General features: G+C 41.7%; 20 protein-coding genes. 6 read left to right on the top strand and 14 right to left on the bottom strand.

What is annotated here, in order from left to right; translation table 11 throughout:
* Nucleotides 1-175: 175 nt before the first annotated feature.
* A complete protein-coding gene (locus BXY41_RS06755) occupies nt 176-748 on the top strand; it encodes a TetR/AcrR family transcriptional regulator (protein WP_104436062.1) in 573 nt (190 codons plus the stop codon).
* A 127-nt stretch (nt 749-875) separates the two neighbouring features.
* Nucleotides 876-1,937, top strand: coding sequence for a PspC-like choline-binding domain-containing protein (locus tag BXY41_RS06750; protein ID WP_104436061.1), 1,062 nt, complete (start codon nt 876-878; stop codon nt 1,935-1,937).
* Between the two features lie 65 nt (nt 1,938-2,002).
* Here BXY41_RS06750 and BXY41_RS06745 read toward each other — a convergent pair whose 3' ends face one another.
* Genes BXY41_RS06745 through BXY41_RS06725 form a run of 5 tightly spaced genes read right to left on the bottom strand, consistent with a single transcriptional unit; the run spans nt 2,003 to nt 7,642 of the window.
* Nucleotides 2,003-3,343 (bottom strand): GH1 family beta-glucosidase, encoded by a 1,341-nt coding sequence (locus tag BXY41_RS06745; RefSeq protein WP_104436060.1) that lies wholly within the window; start codon nt 3,341-3,343, stop codon nt 2,003-2,005.
* Between the two features lie 5 nt (nt 3,344-3,348).
* A complete protein-coding gene (locus BXY41_RS06740) occupies nt 3,349-4,188 on the bottom strand; it encodes a carbohydrate ABC transporter permease (RefSeq protein ID WP_104436059.1) in 840 nt (279 codons plus the stop codon).
* Complete coding sequence (locus tag BXY41_RS06735; protein WP_104436058.1) at nt 4,188-5,123, bottom strand: carbohydrate ABC transporter permease; 936 nt, start codon at nt 5,121-5,123, stop codon at nt 4,188-4,190. The genes BXY41_RS06740 and BXY41_RS06735 overlap by 1 nt, the downstream gene beginning before the upstream one ends.
* A gap of 55 nt (nt 5,124-5,178) precedes the next feature.
* On the bottom strand, nt 5,179-6,594 hold the full coding sequence (locus BXY41_RS06730; protein ID WP_104436311.1) for a type 2 periplasmic-binding domain-containing protein: 1,416 nt from the start codon (nt 6,592-6,594) through the stop codon (nt 5,179-5,181).
* 28 nt (nt 6,595-6,622) lie between these two features.
* Nucleotides 6,623-7,642 carry a LacI family DNA-binding transcriptional regulator gene (locus BXY41_RS06725; protein ID WP_104436057.1) on the bottom strand — a complete coding sequence of 340 codons (1,020 nt, stop codon included), beginning with the start codon at nt 7,640-7,642 and terminating at the stop codon, nt 6,623-6,625.
* Between the two features lie 302 nt (nt 7,643-7,944).
* On the opposite strand from BXY41_RS06725, the gene BXY41_RS06720 reads away from it, so the two are divergent.
* Complete coding sequence (locus BXY41_RS06720) at nt 7,945-10,380, top strand: glycoside hydrolase family 94 protein (protein WP_104436056.1); 2,436 nt, start codon at nt 7,945-7,947, stop codon at nt 10,378-10,380.
* A gap of 52 nt (nt 10,381-10,432) precedes the next feature.
* Here the strand turns inward: BXY41_RS06720 and BXY41_RS06715 are convergent, their stop codons facing one another.
* The 5 genes from BXY41_RS06715 to BXY41_RS06695 form a co-directional block, all read right to left on the bottom strand.
* A complete protein-coding gene (locus BXY41_RS06715) occupies nt 10,433-10,741 on the bottom strand; it encodes a carboxymuconolactone decarboxylase family protein (RefSeq protein WP_104436055.1) in 309 nt (102 codons plus the stop codon).
* Between the two features lie 32 nt (nt 10,742-10,773).
* The gene (locus BXY41_RS06710) at nt 10,774-11,025 is read right to left on the bottom strand and encodes a zinc ribbon domain-containing protein (RefSeq protein ID WP_104436054.1); all 252 of its coding nucleotides are present in this window, start codon (nt 11,023-11,025) and stop codon (nt 10,774-10,776) included.
* A gap of 14 nt (nt 11,026-11,039) precedes the next feature.
* Nucleotides 11,040-11,621 carry a TetR/AcrR family transcriptional regulator gene (locus tag BXY41_RS06705; RefSeq protein WP_104436053.1) on the bottom strand — a complete coding sequence of 194 codons (582 nt, stop codon included), beginning with the start codon at nt 11,619-11,621 and terminating at the stop codon, nt 11,040-11,042.
* A gap of 100 nt (nt 11,622-11,721) precedes the next feature.
* Entirely contained in the window at nt 11,722-12,375 is a 654-nt protein-coding gene (locus BXY41_RS06700) for a class I SAM-dependent methyltransferase (RefSeq protein WP_104436052.1), read from the bottom strand.
* A complete protein-coding gene (locus BXY41_RS06695) occupies nt 12,353-12,916 on the bottom strand; it encodes a PadR family transcriptional regulator (RefSeq protein ID WP_104436051.1) in 564 nt (187 codons plus the stop codon). The genes BXY41_RS06700 and BXY41_RS06695 overlap by 23 nt, the downstream gene beginning before the upstream one ends.
* Before the next feature lie 177 nt (nt 12,917-13,093).
* Between BXY41_RS06695 and BXY41_RS06690 the strand changes: the two genes are divergently transcribed.
* Complete coding sequence (locus BXY41_RS06690) at nt 13,094-14,749, top strand: S8 family peptidase (protein WP_104436050.1); 1,656 nt, start codon at nt 13,094-13,096, stop codon at nt 14,747-14,749.
* A 66-nt stretch (nt 14,750-14,815) separates the two neighbouring features.
* Here BXY41_RS06690 and BXY41_RS06685 read toward each other — a convergent pair whose 3' ends face one another.
* Nucleotides 14,816-15,274 (bottom strand): chemotaxis protein CheX, encoded by a 459-nt coding sequence (locus tag BXY41_RS06685; protein ID WP_104436049.1) that lies wholly within the window; start codon nt 15,272-15,274, stop codon nt 14,816-14,818.
* A complete protein-coding gene (locus tag BXY41_RS06680; protein ID WP_104436048.1) occupies nt 15,265-16,128 on the bottom strand; it encodes a response regulator in 864 nt (287 codons plus the stop codon). Before BXY41_RS06680 ends, BXY41_RS06685 begins: the two co-directional genes overlap by 10 nt.
* 211 nt (nt 16,129-16,339) lie before the next feature.
* Between BXY41_RS06680 and BXY41_RS06675 the strand changes: the two genes are divergently transcribed.
* A complete protein-coding gene (locus BXY41_RS06675) occupies nt 16,340-16,804 on the top strand; it encodes a cupin domain-containing protein (RefSeq protein WP_242980077.1) in 465 nt (154 codons plus the stop codon).
* 68 nt (nt 16,805-16,872) lie between these two features.
* On the opposite strand, the gene BXY41_RS06670 is transcribed toward BXY41_RS06675, so the two are convergent.
* Nucleotides 16,873-18,327, bottom strand: coding sequence for an NADP-dependent glyceraldehyde-3-phosphate dehydrogenase (locus BXY41_RS06670; RefSeq protein WP_104436047.1), 1,455 nt, complete (start codon nt 18,325-18,327; stop codon nt 16,873-16,875).
* 238 nt (nt 18,328-18,565) lie between these two features.
* On the opposite strand from BXY41_RS06670, the gene BXY41_RS06665 reads away from it, so the two are divergent.
* A complete protein-coding gene (locus tag BXY41_RS06665; RefSeq protein ID WP_104436046.1) occupies nt 18,566-19,816 on the top strand; it encodes a hypothetical protein in 1,251 nt (416 codons plus the stop codon).
* 64 nt (nt 19,817-19,880) lie between these two features.
* Here the strand turns inward: BXY41_RS06665 and larA are convergent, their stop codons facing one another.
* Nucleotides 19,881-21,155 (bottom strand): nickel-dependent lactate racemase, encoded by a 1,275-nt coding sequence (larA, locus tag BXY41_RS06660; protein ID WP_104436045.1) that lies wholly within the window; start codon nt 21,153-21,155, stop codon nt 19,881-19,883.
* Nucleotides 21,156-21,157 lie beyond the last annotated feature (2 nt).

Raw genomic sequence — 21,157 nt, 5'->3', positions numbered from 1 at the left:
TTGACTTTTGAACATGTGTATATTATAATACTCGTGTACATAACATTCAATAATCAATCTATTTTGATAAATCTATTAATAATCACTGAATATTTTCCAGCATAATACTCAACACCATTTAGAATATTGTCAATTAAAACCAGAGGGCGCATCAAAGCGCAGGGGGAGGAATTGTATGGACATGCAAAAGCAGGATCGACGCATACGAAAAACTCAAAGATTATTAAAAGAAAGTCTTCTTGAGCTTATGGAGAGAAAGGATTTTAAAAATATATCCGTAAAGGATATTACCGAGCTGGCAGATTTAAACCGCGGAACCTTTTATCTCCATTACGCAGATACTTACAGTCTTCTGCTGGAAATGGAAACGGAAGTATTAAGAGACTTTCAAAACATGGTAAACGGCTATCGGGAGGCTTTTAAAAAGGCTTCTCTCATGCCAGTAACAATTCCCATCATACAATATATTGAAGAAAACAAAAAGATATGTAAAATCCTTTTTGAAAATAGTTCATCCAATGATTTTGTTAATCGCTTCCATACTCTTATTTTAAAAAATGGAACTGCCATCATCAAAGAGCAATACCCCAACGCAAAGGATGTAACCTTAAACTATTTTCTGGAATTCATAACTTACGGACTTACCGGAGTTTTTAAACAGTGGCTCAATACCGATATGCAGCAGCCCAAAGAAGAAGTTGCAGAATTCGTGGATAAGATTATAATGGGAACTGCAAAAATCTTCTAACTGTATAATTGTGTGATAAATATAAGACAATCCTTATGTTTCAACAAGTATTGACCGATATATGGTTAGTTGGATTTTGTAACTGTATCTAATCTTTTGCATTAAATATTACATAAGGACGATCATTATGCCTACAAAGAAAACGAAAGAAAAAGAACCAAAAACAAAACTTAAAAAAGCAAAAGCTGCAAGAGTAAAGAAAGAAAAGCCTGCTAAAACTGGTAAAAAATCTTTATTGCCGAAAAACAAACGAGTCGTTGTCCTTCTGGTCGCGGCCCTGTTCATTGTTATTATCGGCTCCGCACAAGCCATAATTTTATTATCCATGAAAAATAAGAATACGGTAAAAGAAAAGGTGGCCAAGGCTCCGGAATTTTATTTTTCAAAAGATGAGGATATCTCCTCTTTCACTACAATTGTAGGTGAACGTACCTACGAAGAACCAGCACCTGTTCCTGAAAGCTCAGAGGAAACCAAAAAATCAGACGCTGAAAAAAAGGATTCCGACGATGCAGCAAAATCTGGTACAGAGGCAGAAGGCAAGGCAGCTTCCGAAGGTGACACAGCCGCTTCAGATGAAGCAAAAGACACATACAAATATGTACATCTGGAGAATGCTTCAGCAGATTTAAAAACCTATAAGGATTACCTGGAAACCCAGAAAAGTTTTATCGATGTGACTAAGGAAAACGCAACAGCAGAAAGCACGGAAAGTGAAACTAAAAGCGAGAATGCGGAATGTTATAGGCTGGCGGGTCCTTCTACTGACTCTAAGACCTACCTTTCCATCACGCTGGAAACTGCAGGCGACAGTGTGACTGTAACAGCAGGCAAAGGCAGCGAATCCTGGAACGATTTTTTCAAAAGCCAGTGGAATGAGCAGAAAAAAGTAATTTCCGATATACAAAAGCAGCCTAAGTCAGAAACTTCCATTGAAATAGCAGAGAACACAGTTCGTTCCCAGGGGCAGGAAAAATTAAAGCTGACAGAAAGTGCGGATTCCTACCAGTTTATAGCTTCTCCCGGAATCACTAAAATCGAAGGAAAGAACTACTACACCGTGCGGACTTACAAACGGCTGCCAGACAATACACTATCCTATGTTGCTACCTATTTATGTGATTGCAACGACAACAGCGTAGGCTTTCAATATGACGAGATAACCGGACAAACCACCCCACTGGGGTGATAAAAAAGGACCATTGCTCCATAAGTGATTTACACATATGGAGCAATGGTCCTTTTTCAATAATATTACGATTTGATTGTATTCTGATACCAGTAAAAGCTGTCCTTTGGTACTCTTCTCTGGGTCTCATAATCTACATAAACTATTCCAAACCGGTCATCATAACCCTTTTCCCATTCAAAATTGTCCAGAAAGCTCCATAAAAAGTACCCTTCCACCTTCGCTCCGTCTGATACTGCGCGCTTCAGTTCAGACAGATGGCGCTCCAGGTAATCAATTCTGCACGGATCATGAACACCGCCATCTAAGGATATTACATCCAGGGCTGACATACCGTTCTCTGTAATAAACAAAGGCAGCTGGTAAGTATCATAAAAGTTTTTTACTGCCCAGTACATGGCTTTCGGAGTAATGGGCCAGCCCATTCCAGTCTTCCCATGCCCGGCAGGAAGTTCACCCAGAATCAGCTCACCTGCTTCGGATAAGCAAACAGAGGTTCCCTGATAGAGATTCATCCCACAAAAATCAAGAGGCTGGCTGATCAGCAGCCGGTCCCCTTCCGATAATTCTGGCAGGTCATCCCCGAATAATTGAGGACATTGCCGGTGAAATCTTCCTTTTATAAACAGTTCATTCCAGAATGCGGAAGAATGAATCCAGTCTTCCGCTCCTATGGAATCCTGCAGCTCCTTTGCTTTTGCAGCCAGCAATTCAGTTTCTTCTACAGGCCAGTAGGCATTGCCGCAGGTAGGTGCATATCCTACCCGGCAATCTGGTACCAACTCCCTTAATTTCTGCACAGATTTCCCATGTGCCAAAGCAATATTCCGGCACATGGCAAGGATTCTGCCGACCGGATATTTGATTCCAGGAGCATGGGTGCATCTGTCATATCCAAGCCAGGTAAATATCTGAGGCTCGTTAAACGTGAAGTAATGCTTTACCCGGTCTCCAAATGCGTTTGCTACAACTGCTGTATATTGGGCAAACCAATCAGGGCTGCTGGGATTTAACCATCCGCCCTGCATCTCCAGTTCATTGGGATAATCCCAATGAAACAAGGTCACATATGGAGTAATATGATGCTTTAACAGTTCATCAATCAGATCTGAATAGAATTTAAGCCCCGTTTCATTGACACTTCCGGTACCATGAGGCATAATTCTTGGCCAGGAAACGGAAAAGCGGTAAGCCCCCACTCCGAGTTCTGCAAGCAGGGCTACATCCTCCTTCATCCGGTGGTAATGATCACATGCCACGTCTCCCGTATGTCCTTCAAAAATTCTGCCTTTCTCTCTTACAAAGACATCCCATACAGACAGCCCTTTTCCATCCTCAAAAGCTGCCCCCTCTATCTGATAGGATGAAGTTGCGGTTCCCCATATAAAGTCTTTTTTCCAGTCCATCGTATCTATCCTTTCACACTTCCTGCTGTCACACCACCAATGATGAATTTTGACAGGCACAGATAGATGATTGCAACCGGTACAATGGCAATGGTAATCAGCATATAAACCTGACCCATGTCAAATTTTAAGAAATCTGCACTTCGCAGCTGGGCAATCAGAATGGGAAGTGTTTTTTTCGTATTGGATTTAAGTACAAGAGAAGGAACAAAATAATTATTCCAGGAAGCCACGAATGCGAAGATTCCCTGTACTGCCAAAGCAGGCTTTACAATTGGAATTACAATATAATTAAAGGTGAAAAATTCATTGGATCCGTCGATTCTGGCTGATTCCACGATTTCTAAGGGTAAATTACTCTGAAAATAAGAAACCATAAAATAAAATACCACTGGTGCAGCCATAGATGGAAGAATTAGTGGAACAAAACTGTCCATAAGCCCCATTTTACCAATCAGGCTTAAAAATCCAAGGGTGGTTACCTGATTGGGAATCATCATAATCAGGATGATAAAAAGATAAACAGCATTTCTGAACTTAAATTCATAGGCGTGAATCGCGTATGCAGTCAGTGCTGATACGTATACCGAAAGAGCTGCAGATGCACTGGCAATAAATAAGCTGTTTATTATTCCACTTACTACAGGCAGATTCTTGTTGTGCAGTACGTTAAATAAGTTAGGACCAAATGATTTTCCCGGTAAAAATGAGAATCCCTTAGCTATTTCCGGATGGGATCTGGTCGCATTGATGATCAGGCAATAAAAGAAAAAAAGGCAAAGAAACGATAAGAGTGTCAATACAATATAGGCTGCTGCCTTTTTTAAATTCTTCATTTTTCCCATTATCTTGATCCTCCTTTCTCTTTACCTGAACCGGTAAGTATGAAAAATACTACGAGACTGAGTGCTGCTGTTATAATGAAGAGTATTACAGATAACGCTCCTGCCATACCGTAGTTTTTGCTGTATAAATGATTGTTCAGAAACATAATTAACGTCATGCTGGTCCGGTCAGGTGTACCTTTTCCATTGGTAAGTACCTGGGGTACATCAAACATCTGCAGTCCGCCGATGAGTGAAGTAATCAGCACATAAATAAAAATGGGTTTAATGGTAGGCATGGTAATTTTGGTGAATATCTGAAGAGATTTCGCCCCATCGATGGCCGCAGCTTCAAACAAAGCAGAATCCACTCCTAAAATAGCCGCCATCAAAAGGATGGTGGTATTGCCAAACCACATCATAAAATTCATAAAACCTACCAGTCCCCTGGTTCCCCATACTGTGGTGAGATAACGGATCGGACTGTCGATCAGTCCCATTCTTATCAAAAGATTGTTCATTGGACCGTCATCTGAAAACAGGGCAAAAAACAGCATGGCAAAAGACGCTGCCATAATTACATTAGGAAGATAAATAATTGTCTTGAAAAAAGTACTTCCTCTTAGCTTCATTCTGAAATCAGCAAACCAAACCGCCAGAATCAGGGAAAAGAAAATCTGAGGAATAAAACCGATTATCCAGAGAATCACCGTATTGCCCAGGTATTTCAGGAGATCACTCTGAAAAATAGAAATATAATTTTCAAATCCCACAAAATTAGGTCCGATCTGGGTTAACCCTGAACGGTAATTTTCAAACATGCTGTTATAAAACGTAGTTACCAGGGGGATAAAGGAAAATATTAAATATGTAGCAAAGAAAGGTATTAAAAAAATATATCCCCATTTTGAATAGCTGACTTTCTTTCTGGCTTTTGCCTTTTTTTCTCTTACCATGATGGAGCCTCCTGTTTTCATACAGGGCGGGAAAATCCCGCCCTGTATTTTGCTGCTACTGTGTTTCTAATTCCGGATACTTCTCTTGTGCTGAAATGTAGAAATTCTTAAGTGCTGTATCTTTGTCTACAGTACCGTTAAAATAATCATGCATAGCATTCTGGAAGCTTTCATTCAGACCCTGATCATAAGGAGAAATCTTGCTCATATCGATCTTCTCTGCAGCGTCACAGTACATCTGAAGAGGATTCTGTCCGCCAAGGAACGCTGACTTGTAATCGCCCTTTGCAAGAGCTTCCATAACTGTCTTGTTATTAACAAAGTCATTCTTCTCTTCTACAATTTTCTTCATGGTTGCATCATCACAGCAGATTGTCTTCATAATATCTGCTACGATATCAGCGTTATCCGTACCAGTTGCTGCACACAGCCAGGTTCCACCCCAGTTATAGGATTCTGGTCCAATGGTTGCAGCCCAGTCACCGTAAACACCATTCCCTACTTCCTGCTTTCCTCCGTCTGCTTCTGCTTTTGCAAGAGAGTTTTTAGCAAGAACGAAATCTACGCCCCATGCAGGCATGAAATAACCAAATACTTTTCCTTCAGGACCCTGTCCGGAAGCCCATTCAGCTGCCCAGAGTGTGGTCTTCTGATTGTAACCGCTGTCTGTGTATTTCTTTGTCTGATCAACCCATTTTTCAAGGTTTGGATCAATAGCTATCTTCTTTCCATTTACCCATGGAGCAGCTACATTGTTAGAGAAAGTACGGTAAGAATCATCATAGCCGGAAAGCATAAAATAACCTTTGTCTTTCATCTTGGCAGCTGTTTTGTCAAAAGAGTCCCAGTCATTAATCGCTTTTTGAACTTCTGCAGGATCATCGGTTCCAAGTACTGCTTTGGCAATGGAGCGGCGATAAATATAAAGTCCTGGGCAGCCCTGCCATGAAATACCTTTTTGTGCTCCCTTGGAATCCTTAGCGATTACTTTCGTATAGTCATACTGCTTTGACATATCCTGTTCCGTAACACCAACATCCTTTAAATCCATGGTGGCGTCGGAATTTACATACTTCAGAATGTAATCTGCTTCAACCAGGAACATATCCACTTTATCATCAGGCTTTGCGTCATTCTGATTTAACAGTGCTTCATCAAGAGCATTCTGATAGGCGTTGTTCTCACTGGGAGTTGTCACAAAATTAACCTTATAACCTGCCGGAAGTTTGGAAGCATAATAATCTTCATATCTGGCTTTGAATTCATCGTTCCAGACATAAATATTAATCACTTTTCCTCCTTCACCACCAGCTTCTTTCTGCGTCTCCGTCTTTGCCTCAGTTTCCTTGGCAGTGGTCGTGTCTGCAGCTGTGCTTCCGCTTTCGCTCGGTGCGCTCTTTGAGGAGCATCCGGCAACCAGTGAAGCTGCCATCACCGCGCATAATAATCCGCTTACAACTTTCTTCTTCATATTTCCCTCTCCTTTTCTGATATTACTATCATGAAATATTAGCATTACCAACCGATTCCCCTGTAATCAGTTCGCCTTCCACAATAATCTGTTCCGTGAAAGTCGTCTTCGGTTTATCGATCGTGCTTATCAGTTTTTTAGCGGCCTGCATACCAATTGCTGATGTATCCTGGCGAATGGTAGTAAGCCTTGGGTTTAATATCTGTGATAATCTGCTGCCGTCATATCCGGCTATTGAGATATCATCTGGAACCCTTAAATCCCTCCTCCGGATTTCATTCAGTCCGCCGATCAGTGCGGTATCATCCGGATATAGAATACAGGTTGGTGGATCTTTTCTGTCTAACAACTCACTGGTACATGCCATAGCCTGGCTGACATCCAGATAGTCTGCTTCCAGTACATAATCATCTGGTACTGAAAGTTCCCGGCTTTCAAGAAATCGATAGAAGCTGGTGAGTCTGGCTTTTGTAACGGTAGTGCTCGCCTGTCCGTGTATGTAAGCAATCTTTCTATGTCCTTTTTCGTAAACATATTCCATCAGACTTTCAATGCCTTTTACGTTATCGGACAATACAGAAGAACAGTTTTCATTGATGTGATCGATTGTTACAACAGGAATGTCCCCGTTTAACAGTTCAACCACTTCAGGGTTGTCAAATTTAACACAGGCAATCACCACTCCGTCTACATTTCTGTATTTGCAGTGTTCATAATAGGAAACTTTCTTTTTTCCTATCTGCCCATTAATAAACGTAATATCATAACCCTGCTTTTCCGCCTCTACCTTAAACCCTTCAAGAACCGCGGCAAAATATTCATGGGTCAGACCGCTGTTAGCCTCATCAACGAACAGAACCCCTATGTTATAGCTTCTGTTTGTCTTTAAGGACCTTGCTGCAGCATTGGGAAAATACCCCAGCTTTTCCGCTGCCTGCTTAACTCTTATTTTAGTACTCTCCCCGATGTCGCTCTGATCATTAAGCGCCTTGCTCACTGTGGCAACGGAAACCCCGCAGTGCTGTGCCAGTTCTTTCATAGAAATCATATGTCTCATCCTTTTAACTTAATCGTTTTCGTATTTTCACTATACCCCTTTCTTTTACAAAAATCAATATGTTTTTTCTTTTTTGTCTAGTTTAAATAGTTTTTATTCACTGTTTTTGTGCATATTTACATTAATAAAAAGGCTGATATATTTTTTCTCTTATAATTTCAAAGATTCCTCTTGTTTTTTTTCTCAACCCGCGTTATTATGACCGTATAACTCCCTAATATCTTTCTTAATCGTTTTCGAAAAATGTCGTTTTTAGGGATTTGGGTCATCCAACAGGAAGGAGTTATTCAACTATGAAATATGGATATTTTAATGACCAGGACAAAGAATATGTAATTACTTCTCCAGATACTCCTCTGCCGTGGATCAATTATCTGGGAAGCGAGAATTTCTTTTCGCTGGTTTCCAATACCGGAGGGGGATACAGCTTCTATAAAGATGCCAAGATGCTCCGGCTCACAAGGTACCGTTACAATAATGTTCCTCTGGACAGCAACGGACACTACTACTACATTAATGAAAACGGCACTATTTGGAATCCGGGCTGGCAGCCTGCAAAGACTCCGTTGGATTTTTATGAATGCCGTCATGGACTTGGAGTGACCCGTTTCACTGGAAAGAAGAATGGTTTAAAAGCCAATGTGACATCCTTTGTACCACTGGGAGACTCCTGCGAGATCAACCAGGTAACATTAAAGAACGAAAGCACTGCATCCAAAGATTTTACCCTGTATTCTTATGTGGAATTTTGTCTGTGGAATGCCATGGATGATATGACCAATTTTCAGCGGAATTTCAGTACCGGTGAAGTTGAGGTAGAAGGTTCTGTTATTTACCATAAAACGGAATACAGAGAAAGACGAAATCATTATGCCTATTATTCCGTCAATTCTCAGATCCAGGGATTTGATACTGACCGGAATACCTTTGTAGGTGTCTATGGCTCCAATCAGAACCCTGCTATGGTAGAAAAAAATACTTCCGGTAATTCCATGGCAAGCGGCTGGTCTCCCATCGGTTCTCACCGGATCACACTCCATTTAGAGCCCGGAGAGGAGAAAACCTTTGTTTTTGTTCTTGGTTATGCCGAGAATGAACCTGATTTAAAATGGAGTGCACCAGATGTGATTAACAAAGCACCATCTGACGCTGTGCTGAAAAAATACCGCACTGCTGCTGATATTGAAGCTGCGCTGGAAAAGCTGAAACAGTATTGGACAGATCTTCTATCCACCTACAGCGTAACGCTGAATGAGGAAAAAACAGCCCGCATGGTTAACATCTGGAACCAGTATCAATGTATGGTTACCTTTAACATGTCCCGTTCTGCCTCCTATTACGAGTCCGGAACAGGAAGAGGGATGGGATTTCGGGATTCCTGCCAGGATTTACTCGGTTTCGTGCACATGATACCCCAACGGGCGAGAGAACGCATCATTGATATTGCCTCTACCCAGTTTGAAGACGGAAGTGCTTATCACCAGTATCAGCCTCTTACTAAAAGAGGAAACATGGACATTGGAAGCGGTTTTAATGACGATCCTCTCTGGCTTATCGCAGGTGTCAGTGCATACATACGGGAAACCGGCGACTGGGATATTCTAAAAGAAAATGTTCCTTTCGATAATGATGCTGACAGAAGCCAGACTTTAATGGAACATTTAAGACGTTCCTTCGGATTTACAAAATCCCATTTAGGACCTCATGGGCTTCCGCTTATCGGCCGTGCAGACTGGAATGACTGTCTGAATTTAAACTGCTTCTCAACAGAGCCAGGAGAATCATTTCAGACCACCGGACCGTCTGAAGGACCTGTTGCGGAATCTCTGATGATTGCAGGAATGTATGTAAAGTATGGAAAAGAATACGCAGAAATCTGCCGTATGACGGGATTGGAAGAAGAAGCCATTGAAGCAGAGACTTCTGTAAAAGCGGTTTATGACGCAGTCCTTAAATCCGGCTGGGATGGAGAATGGTTCCTGAGAGCCTACGATGCTGCTGGCAATAAAGTCGGCTCTAAAGAGTGCAGAGAGGGACAGATCTTTATTGAACCTCAGGGATTCTGCGTAATGGGCGGTATCGGAATTGAAGAAGGACTGGCTAAGAAGGCTCTCGACAGTGTACAGGAAAGACTTGATACCACCTATGGAATCGTTCTGCATCAGCCGGCATATCAGACATACCATAAGGAGCTGGGTGAAATTTCTTCCTATCCGCCAGGATATAAAGAAAATGCCGGCATATTCTGCCACAATAACCCGTGGATTTCCATTGCAGAAACCATGATTGGCAGAGGAAACCGTGCATTTGAAGTATACCGGAAAACAGCTCCAGCTTATACTGAGGAAATCAGTGAGATCCATAAAACAGAGCCTTACTGCTATTCCCAGATGATCGCCGGTAAGGATGCTGCTAATTTCGGTGAAGCAAAGAACAGCTGGCTGACTGGCACAGCTGCCTGGACCTTTGTCTGCATCTCCCAGCACATCCTGGGAATACGTCCCGGCTTCCATGGGCTGATTGTTAACCCTTGTCTTCCGGATTCAATCGGAGAATTTTCTGCGATCCGTAAATTCAGGGGGGCTACCTATCACATTCATGTAGTAAGAAAAGGGGAAACAGGCAATAACATTTCTTCCTTCCTGGTAGATGGTTCTGCCATTGAGGGGAATGAGATCCCATTCCAGGCTGGAAAAACAGAATATCGTGTAGATCTTACACTGGAATAAGCAAGAGGGAGAAAGCCGAAATCACGGCTTTCTCCCTTCTCTTTTCCAACCTTTATTCTTTATCATAAGCTTCCAGTGCAACGGGCAGCGCCTGAATTACTACATTACCCGCTGCAGGCAGCCCCACCAGAATGCTGCTGATTATTTCCTCTCTTGTGGCTCCATGGGCTTTTGCCATCTGAACATGGAAAGGCAGACCACTCTCCAGCCGCATAACAGCCATAACGGCTATATATGCAAGTTCCTCTGTCTTTTTATCAAGGCTGCTTACTGAATCCAGCTTGTGGATCATCTCCATCCATGGGGTCTGAACCTCCGGTACTTCCTGTGCAAATACTGAAAATGCATTGCTTACCTGCATACGTTTACTCCTCTCTTTCTATGTGACTCTGTTTATTCTTTAGAAAACTCATCCTTCCAGGCGGGCAGTTTCTTCATACTGCTCACTGCAATTTTCTCTGCTGCTGATTCATCAAACCCCTGTGTTTCCATAATAAACGTTGTCATACCGGCTTTTGCCTCTTCAAAAGACCGCATGGTTCCGTCAGGTCTGGCACAATAAACACAGTATTCTTTCTGCTCGTCGCCCTGTGGAAAATCCGATTTCTTTTCCATAGGCATACCGCAGGCGATACATACCTTCATATTGCTCTCCTTTTCTACTTCGTAATCAGACTTAAAAATGTGTGCTTCAAGTCTCCTGCATAGCGGGCTAAAACTGGTTCATCCGGGGAAAAGAAATCCTTGTTCCATAAATAATAATGGATCATGCCAAGCCAGGTATTAAAAAGCATATGGACAGGAACCTCTTTTACAATTCCATTCTTAATTTCTCTCGATAATAGGAGATTAAAATGATGGGCGATTGTGGATTGATGATCCGCATACACATACTGTACCTCTTCTGGCAAAAGGCTTCTCTCCGTAATCAGGCGCAGATAAAACTCCTCATGATCCATGAGAATCTTTAAATGTGCATCAAGAAAGTCACTGACACTGGCACTGGATTCTCCCATATTGTGAAATTCAGCGGCAAGGCTGATCTGAAACTCACCAATGATGCACTCCAGCAATTCATTCAGGGACTGGAAATGGGCAAAAACAGTTCCATGTGAGACCCCAGCCTCTTTGGCAATTCTGGCTGTTGAAGCGGAGAAACCTTCCACTGAATAGATCCGGTATGCAGTATCAATAATTTTCTGCCTGGTACTTTCTTTTTGTATCTGTCTTTTTGATTTCATATTAATGACCACCAACTCATTGAGTGTATACTCAATATAATCTTTTTTTTCTCTCTTGTCAACATTTTTATTGAAAAATAATTAGTTCAAAAGGAACCGGCTAGTGTTTCTCACCGGTTATACTTAGTCCCATAAAATCCTTTACCACTACTCCCCCTTTAAGCCTGCTGCTGTTAAGAAGTTTCTGCATCTCTTCCTGAGTATAAGATGCATACAGCGAAGAAAGAAATCCAGGTCTTATCTCTTTGGGCTTTGTACTGAAATATATCATATATTTTTTTAAAAAACCAATATCCCGTCTCATATCTGTGATACAATATCTTCCTCCCATGCGCAGAACCCGGTAAATCTCGTTAAATACCTGAACTGGATTTTCCCACTCATGGAGAGATCCATTGGATACCACACCATCAAATGTGTCATCCTCAAAAGGCATATTCATTCCATTGCCCTGTACATAACGAGCTGGAATTCCATATTCCCTGGCATTTTTCTCTGCAATACGAATCATGGCAGGGCTGATCTCACAGCCAGTAAATGATCTGGGATTTACCTGTTTCGCCAGCTCCAGGCCAACGTAACCAGGGCCAGGGCCTATTTCCAGTATATCTCCCCCATTGATCCCGGAAGCCATCATCTCAGCAACTCCATTCCAGCCCTTATCCCTCATACCCTTTGCAAACTCATCGAATATCTCTGCTGTCACTTCACTCTGAATTCCCTCATTGGTTTCAATTATTCTTGCTGCTGTCATAACCTGCTCCTTTCTTCCCAATCGCATCGATGGATTCTTCGGCCCAGCTCAGCTCAGCCTTGTAATGCATCAGATGGTGATTAAATATAATATCAGCATAAATCTTCATTTCTTCCGGTATTACTTTTTCCATCTCCGTTCTGTGATCTTCAATTCTCTTTATTACCTGTTCCAGCTTCCTGATATGAAGAGTCAGACTCTGTAAAAAGTCAGATGCAGTCAGATATTCAGAAAAATAGAATGCAGCATCAGCATCAAAAACCGGACGGTAATTCATATTCAGAGTCTGCCTTAGCAGCTCCTTAAATTTTTCTGCCCCACTCTCTCCCACAAAGTAAACAGTCTTTTCAGGTCTGGCACTTTGCTTATCTCTGAGGGCTGTTAAAATGCCGGAAGCTTCCATCTTCTCAAGATGGTAATACACATTAGGTAATTTGATCTTAGTAAAATCCTCCAGCTGCTCTTCCATAATTTTTTTAATCTGGTAGCCGTGCTGTGGTCCAAAGCGTAGTAATATTCCAAGTATATACAATGGTATCATAAGAATCTGCTCCTTTTTAGTCAGTACTGACTATTTATAATTCTCATTATACTCAGTACTGACTAATTGTCAATGGGCGTTTTTTTGTTTTTTCCTGTATTCCGTCATTTGTTTGGTATTTGGTTCCTCCATTGGCATAAAATGGTTATATACTGTATATAGAAAGGCAGGCTTGTCATGAACAAAATACTGGATAATGATTATTATGACTTTATCATCAGCAACACCCTGATCCCTTCTAATGACTTTTCAGAAAATGTCACAAAATTAAACAGTGACTATTCTCTGCTTCATCTGGCAAAAAAAAACATGCAGGCCTGCGATTTAGGCTTACATCCATACGAAAATTTTCCTTCTGTTTTTACACTGACCTCCAACATATCCACGGATCCTCCCGACTATGCCGCCCTTGCTGACCAGCTTCTTTCTAATTATATGGGGCTTGGAATTGTAATTGGTATCATAGATACAGGCATTGATTATTCCCACCCTGCTTTTCAAAATCACGATGGAACAACCCGAATACTTTCAATCTGGGACCAGACTGATCAGACCGGCAAGCCTCCGTCCGGTTTTGCGTTTGGCTCTGAATATACAAAGAATCATATTAATACTGCTTTAAGATCTCCTCTTCCATTCAATATTGTCCCTGAAGTTGATACAATCGGACACGGAACTGCCATTTCCAGTATCATATCAGGAAGCCATAATGAGGAAAATTCTTTTATGGGAATTGTTCCACAGAGTAAGCTGGCTGTTGTAAAACTAAAAGAAGCAAAAGATAATTTAAAGCAGATTTATTTTATTCCGAAAGACTCCCTGTGTTATCAGGAATCTGATATTATGCTTGGTATCCAATATCTTCTGGGTGTGGCGGAACAGTTAAACCGGCCTCTGATTCTTTGTATCTGCATGGGCAGCAGTCAGGGGGGACATGATGGCCGTGGACCTCTTAGTTCCTATTTAGATCAGCTGACCAGACAGCCACGTATTGGTACTGTCATTGCAGCAGGCAATGAAGCAGCCCTTAAGCGGCATTATTATTGTTATTCTCATACTCCGCCCTATTACAGCAGCTTTGATTTAAAAGTAGGGACAGAGGACCGAATGTTCTCCATGGAAATCTGGCCATTTCCAGCTGGGCGGATCACTCTTGAACTTTACTCTCCCGATTGTGAAATAGTGAGCAGTCACTATACTTCCATTAATACCTGTCAGACCTTCAATCTGTTGCAGGGACAGAGTTCTGTCTTAATCAATAATATTATTCTGGAGGGCTCTACAGGAGATCAGATGATTCTGGTACGTTTCAACAATCCCTTACCCGGCATCTGGCACTGCAGGGTTAAAAGCGAAGGGAATGAGCCCTTTTCCTTTCATTGCTGGCTCCCCTCGGGAAACCTTATTACTACTGATACCTGTTTTTATCAATCAGATCCAAATACCACCATTACTGCCCCAGGTGATGCACGTGTTCCCCTGACAGTAGCGGCTTATAATCAACTTGACAACTGTTTTCTGGAAGAATCCGGCAGAGGTTTCTCCCGGTTTGGCGAGATTGTTCCGGATGTTTCTGCTCCTGGTTTTAAAATTCCCTGCGCTCTTCCGGAAAACCGGTACGGTACGCTTACTGGCACCGGCGCTGCAGCCGCTCATGCCGCTGGTGCTGCTGCAATGATAATGGAATGGGGATTTGTCAGAGGGAACCATACTCCGATCACCGGGGTGAAGGCAAACCGTATGATCATACGCTGCGCAAGACGTGATAACGCTTACTTCTATCCAAATAACATATGGGGATATGGCAGAATAGACATGCATCATTTTTTTTAACAGATCTCTACTTTTACCTGATAAAAAAGACCTGTGATTCCTCATTCACAGGTCTTTTCAATTACTTTATGAAAATGCAATATTAATATCAATCGGAATATCGTCTGCCAGAAGCTGAATACAAAGAATCTGATTGGAATTCATCTTCACAGAAACCTGATCACCATAAAGCAGCGTAGGAGTTGAGATATCTACCGTAATACCAATGTTGGAAAAAAATGTAGCTGCATTGGCAGTCAGCATATTGGCCAGTTCTGAAATTGCGCTCTGCGCCATTTCATTAAAATCATTCACTGGCATCCCCATCATCATCGTAGATGCTACTTTTTTTGCGCTTTCCAGATCCAGATAATAGACAACATTTCCTTTTATCTCGCCTACAATACCAACTGTCATAATGACTCCTGTATAAGTCAGATTGCAATCCTTCAGGCTTAAATTGGTTTTTTCAACTTTTTCAAATCCCAGCTGCGGCATAACAGAAAGAAATGCTTCAATAAAAGGATTTATGTATTTTACATCCACTGATCATCACCCCTTTGAAAACCTATATTTAACAAAATTTCTCCAAAATCGGAATCTGCCAGTATGTTTGTTGTTGTATATCCAGGAGCAGTAATATGGATACTTTCCCCATGCATGATTGTGGGTGGTGCCACCCGGAGTCCATAGGCCTTATTCATTCTGTTAATGATAGAACAGGCATTCCCGGATACAATGTTGGTAAACTCCCCAAGTACTGCAAGTACCTCATCAATGCCCGAAGCCTCTCTTTTCATAATGGAAGCTGTCAGCTTATAAGCTGTCTCCATCTTTACATCAATCAGCATTCTTCCGGAAAATTTACCGATGATACCTACGATTACTGCCAGACCTTCTGACTGGAATTCCTGGCTGCAGACATGTTCGTCCTTATACTGGATCAGCGACTTTGTAAGTTTGTTTGTTCCGTCAAGAAGTGCTTCTTTAAAAATCTTAATATACTCACTTGATAAAAAGCGAAACAGCTCTTCCGATGACATGACACGGTTTACCGCAGTCATCAGCTCCTCTTCATCAATTGGTTTCTGTACATAAGCTGAAACCTTGTTTTCTTTTGCTTCTTTCACAATTTCATCATCCATCATGGAACTGATAACAATAACTTTAATGTTTCTGTCAATTTCATGAATTGCACGGGTGCACTCCAATCCATCGGTTCCAGGCAGTGTCATGTCCATCGTCACAAGCTGAGGCTTTGTTTCCTGTATCACCTGTTTTACTTCTTCCAGTGTCCCTGCTTCTCCAACTACTTCAAGACCGTTTCTAACAAGAATTCCTTTGATAAACGCGATAGAGAAGGGAGAATCATCAACTATAACAACTTTTGTACCCGCCATAGAATAAAGCCTCCTGTAATTAATAATGATTATTACCTTTTGTATTATACAACAATATCATATAATGGCGTATTTTGTCAAAAGGTTTACTGGTCTGATTACAAAGGTTCGTTTATTAAGTCATATTTTTTCCAAATATCACCAAAAACGGTATCACTCATATTTTACAGCTCATATAATAATAGAAACGATTAAATCGGTGAATGATGCTATGTTTGAAAATGACAAAACCGAATTCGATTCTGAAATGACGAATCTGCCGGAATTTCCCTCAGATTTCGGTCCAAATCCATTTATTATTGACATGCAGAAAGCAGCCAGACAAAATGACAATTTTCGCACTACATTGTGGACCGGAGACCATCTTCAGGTCACACTGATGAACATACCGGTGAAAGGGGTCGTGGGGCTGGAAGTCCATTCCGATCTTGACCAGTTTTTGAGAGTGGAGGAAGGCCTGGGTCTGGTTCAGCTTGGAACTTCAAAGCTTTCCATGGATTCCCAATATCTGGTATTTGACAATTACAGCATTTTTGTTCCTGCAGGCATCTGGCATAATATTGTTAATATTGGAAACCAGCCCCTTAGAATGACTTCTGTTTATGCTCCTCCTCACTACGAATGGGGCACCGTACATCCAACCAAGGCCGACAGCATTCAAAACGATGAAAGCTGATCCGGTTCTTATCAGACATAAAATTGCAGCCTGCCCGTTTGAATCGGGCAGGCTGCAGTATTTTGGAATTATTGTGTGATATTAATCGTAACTGCTTTTGGTCTTGTCATGGCTTCTATGGAATATCTTACCCCCTGCGTTCCCATACCGGAAGCCTTTACTCCCAGGAACGGAAAATGATCTGGTCCTCGTTCTGTCTTGTTATTAATCTGTACTGTTCCCACTTCTAATTTCTCAGCAATGAGAAATGCCTTATTGATGTCTTTTGTAAATACAGAAGATTGTAAACCATACTCGGAACGGTTGGCGATTTCCACTGCTTCATCCATATTCTTTACCCGGATAATCGGCAGAATGGGCGAAAATGGTTCTTTCCACGCAATCTCCATATCCACTGTCACCTTATCTAACAAGGTAGGATAAACCAGGTTCCCCTCTCGTTTATTACCCACAATCAGTTCAGCCCCTTTGTCGATGGCATCCTGAGTTAAAAATACCGCAAAATCCGCAGCTTTCTGATCAATTAAGGGTGTAACAACCGCAGATTTTCTGGGATCTCCTACGGATAATTTTTCAATTCTTGACTTCAGCATGGTGACTAACTGGTCTGCTACTTCATCTGTAGTAATAATTCGTTTCACCGCTGTACAGCGCTGTCCGGAATAGGAAAATGCGCCTTCCACTATATTATCTGCCGCATACTCCAAATCTGCATCTTCCAGTACAAGAGCCGCATCCTTGCCGCCAAGTTCCAGAAGCAGGGGCGTCATACAAGAAATTTGGGATATGTGCCTGCCCACCTCCGTGCTGCCTGTAAAATTAATAAAATCAATTCCCTGGTGGGTTACAATGTAATCGCCGATCTCACTTCCTTTTCCGGTTACCGTCTGTATCACCCCTGCCGGAAGTCCCGCATCCTGCAATGCCTTTACAAGGTGAAGTGCACTGATGGCGCCCTGTGTTGCCGGTTTCAATATGACCGCGTTGCCTCCCATAAGTGCCGGTGCTATCTTAGAGGCCGATAAATTAATTGGATAGTTAAAGGGGGATATTGCCAATACGGTACCAAGGGGAATTCTCTTTATATAGGACATCTTATTTCGTGAGCCCCCTGGAAAATTCTCACCACTCACTGCAATACCTTCCAGACTTTTCCCTGCATCTGCAGTAAAACGTAAAAAATCCACAGTTCGTTTGACTTCTGATACGGAAGATTTCTTATCTTTTGCGATCTCCATCATGAGGATATCTGATATTTCTTCTGTCCGTTCTTCCAGGAGCGCTGCTGCCTTATAAAGGATCGCTGCTTTTTCGTATATGGGTACAGCAGCCCACTGGGATTGACCGGCTTTGGAATACCGGACAATTTCATCTACCTCTTCCTTACTGATTGCCTGTATCTTACCTACGAAAGAACCGTCCGCAGGTGATGTAATGGTGATGACGTCTCCTGATGCAGATTCTGTCCACTGCCCATTGATTAAATTGTTATATATAAGATTCTCATTGCATAATCCAGCCATATGATTCTCTCCTCTCATTTCTTTATAATTACCATCTGACTATAATATACCAAAAATATAAAATCAAATACCAATGATTTTATATGCTACCAGTATATAGAACATCCGTTCCCAATGCAAATAAACTTTTTATTAATTATTTGATAATAGCAATCATTATGATATAATAGACCTTTAAGTGTCAGAATACATTTTTAATGACAGGCGCGAAAATTTTATATAATACAGGGGATATGAGATGAAACGAAGGATGATATTTTTATTATTTGCAATTACTATTTCCATACTATTATCAAGTTGTGAACCGTCACTAAGCGAAGTGGAACTGCAAAAACGTGGGGATGATTATTCCCGATTGGTTCATTCTCTTCACGAAGTCGGCTATAATCAAGACTTTAAGTTGCTGAAAGAGAAAAATTCCATGGAACAGAATTTAAGAGATCTATGGAAATACTATCTGTCAGATCATGATTTTTCTTACAGAGATACCCGTAAAAATGTGGAACTGCTAACTAAGCTTGGAAACTTTGACTTTATTGCAGAAGGGCTGCGATCCAAAGCTGCGTCCGACAATCCATATTATAACGATTGGCCGCGTGACCATCAGTATAATACGAAATCAGAAACGGTGTGGTTCAGCGATGAAGAGGTGATGTGGCTTATGTTGCTTTTGCCGGACTCTGATATTCCAGAGGAGCACACAGGGCTTAAGGAGGTTCTGGCTGAATGCGGGAAAAACATTCTGGGGGAAGACTTGTACGATCCGGCGACAAGCGAGGGCATCTGGTTTTATTACGAAATAACAAGCCCCGGTTTATTAGAAAAAATAAATCCGGATTTTCTGACTTACCTCTCAAATGATATTAAAACCGCCTTTCAAAACGCAGACGATGACATTCAGAATCGATTTATGCAAGCCATCGACCCTGAAAAGTTCCGGTATATATATTACGCCGATAGTCCGGTCCACGTTTTTTCATTGGACGAGGCAGAGCAGCTGATGAAGGAGTTTCCACCTGCAGGCTCGTGGGATGGAGGATATATTCGTATCATGGATAATTCTGCCCACGGGGATTTGATTGATAAGTATAACTTAAATGACTCTGTGTATGGCGCTTATGCATATGCAAGAGAGTCCGATGCTCTGGTTCCTGTAATCAATCCTGCGGATGCCCGTTTTGCAGTTTATGAAGAATACACAGATGGGAAGTATTATTCCACTTACACTGGCAGCAGAAATTTTGCTGTGTATCTTATGAGTTTAAAAATACGCATTGTGGATTTATTAACCGGAGAGGAAATATTCAGCGAGTTGGCACTCAGCAATCCGCCGCCTGACGAGCTTTCATGGACTACTACTTACGGGTACAGCAATTTCAAAATCGTAGATAATAAACATTTTTATAACGATTTTGATTGGGGCAGGTACGCAGCTGTGATGGAGAAGTACTGTAATATCCCGGTTTCGTCAATTCAGCAGGAACAGTAACTACATAATTATTATAAACGCAAAACAGGAAAGGAGCTCTCTAAAAAGAACTCCTTTCCCTGATTCATTTCACTACTACTCCCACCCCATCGGGTATGACTGTTATGTCAGCATCTGACCCTTTTATTTCGAAAGCCCTCTTAAGTGCTTCCTCAAATGTATATGCATGCTGCATATGCATTTTTTTAATCATTTCCGGATCACATAGATCGGAAACCAGAATGACTGTATGCTTTTTAAGTATCCGTGCAAGTATCTGGAACTCCCATTGATCGGGTATTGTTTCATTTCTTCCGGTTTTCATGACACGGTTAAGAACTTCTTCCGGACTCTTTGCATTTGCCATGTTTTCATAAAAGGACTTCCCTCCATGCCCGTCATTGCAGGCAGAGACCATAATAATAACTCCGCCCTCTTTGCACACAGCTTCTGCTGCCGTCATTCCTTTCACAGACTGATATACATTCTGGTCAAGAGGATATCCTCCATTGGAGGTTATGGCGATATCTGCTTTTACAGCCTTGACGGAAGCCAGATCCATAACAAATTTACAGCCTTCTGCGTGCGCCTGTTCGCTGTCTCCTGCAAAAGCATTAATAATATTTTTTTCACTGTCAATGACAACATTCAGTATAAATGCAAGCTTTGCCTGTCTGGCTGCATAAAGCATATCCTTATGAATGGGATTGTTATAAATGACTCCCGTCCTGGCGTATTCGCTTGCTATAAATTCGGAGCAATGGTTTGCCATTACGGTTTTTGCCGATGCCACGCCTGGAAGTACACTCTTTCTTCCTCCGGAAAATCCCGCAAAAAAATGAGGCTCTATAAATCCTTCGGAAATCAATAACTCCGTTTCCATTGCCAGCTTGTTAAGCCAAAGTTCTCCGCCGGAAGGCAGAGTTCCCACTCTCACTACGCTGTTTTCATCTTCTGATAAATGATTGATGATCACTTCATGGTCTGCTATTTCCTGTCCGAACTTATGAATTAGTTCTTCCGTCGTATCGGGTCTGTGAAATCCGGTAGCAATTAATATTTTAATGTCAATATCCGGATTGGCTTTTCTGATCCGTTTAAGAAGGATGGGCATTGTCACTTTACTTGGCACCGGTCTTGTGTGATCGCTGGTTATAATCACCATGTTTTTCCTGCCCTGAACCAGTTCTTCTAAGGTGGCACTTCCGATTGGGTGATCCAGAGCTTTGTTTACAATCTCCTCCTGACTGCCGCTGGCGTGATAAGTATGGGCTTTTGATTCTAATATTCCAACCAGATTTTGATCTGGAATTTCAACCTCTAAAAGTCTATTTGAATATGGTATTTTTATTTTGGCCATAA

Origin of the sequence: Lacrimispora xylanisolvens, assembly GCF_002934545.1 — a bacterium.
Lineage (GTDB): Bacteria > Bacillota > Clostridia > Lachnospirales > Lachnospiraceae > Lacrimispora > Lacrimispora xylanisolvens.
Note: the sequence above shows the minus strand (reverse complement) of the source record. Positions and strands in the feature narration are given on the sequence as shown.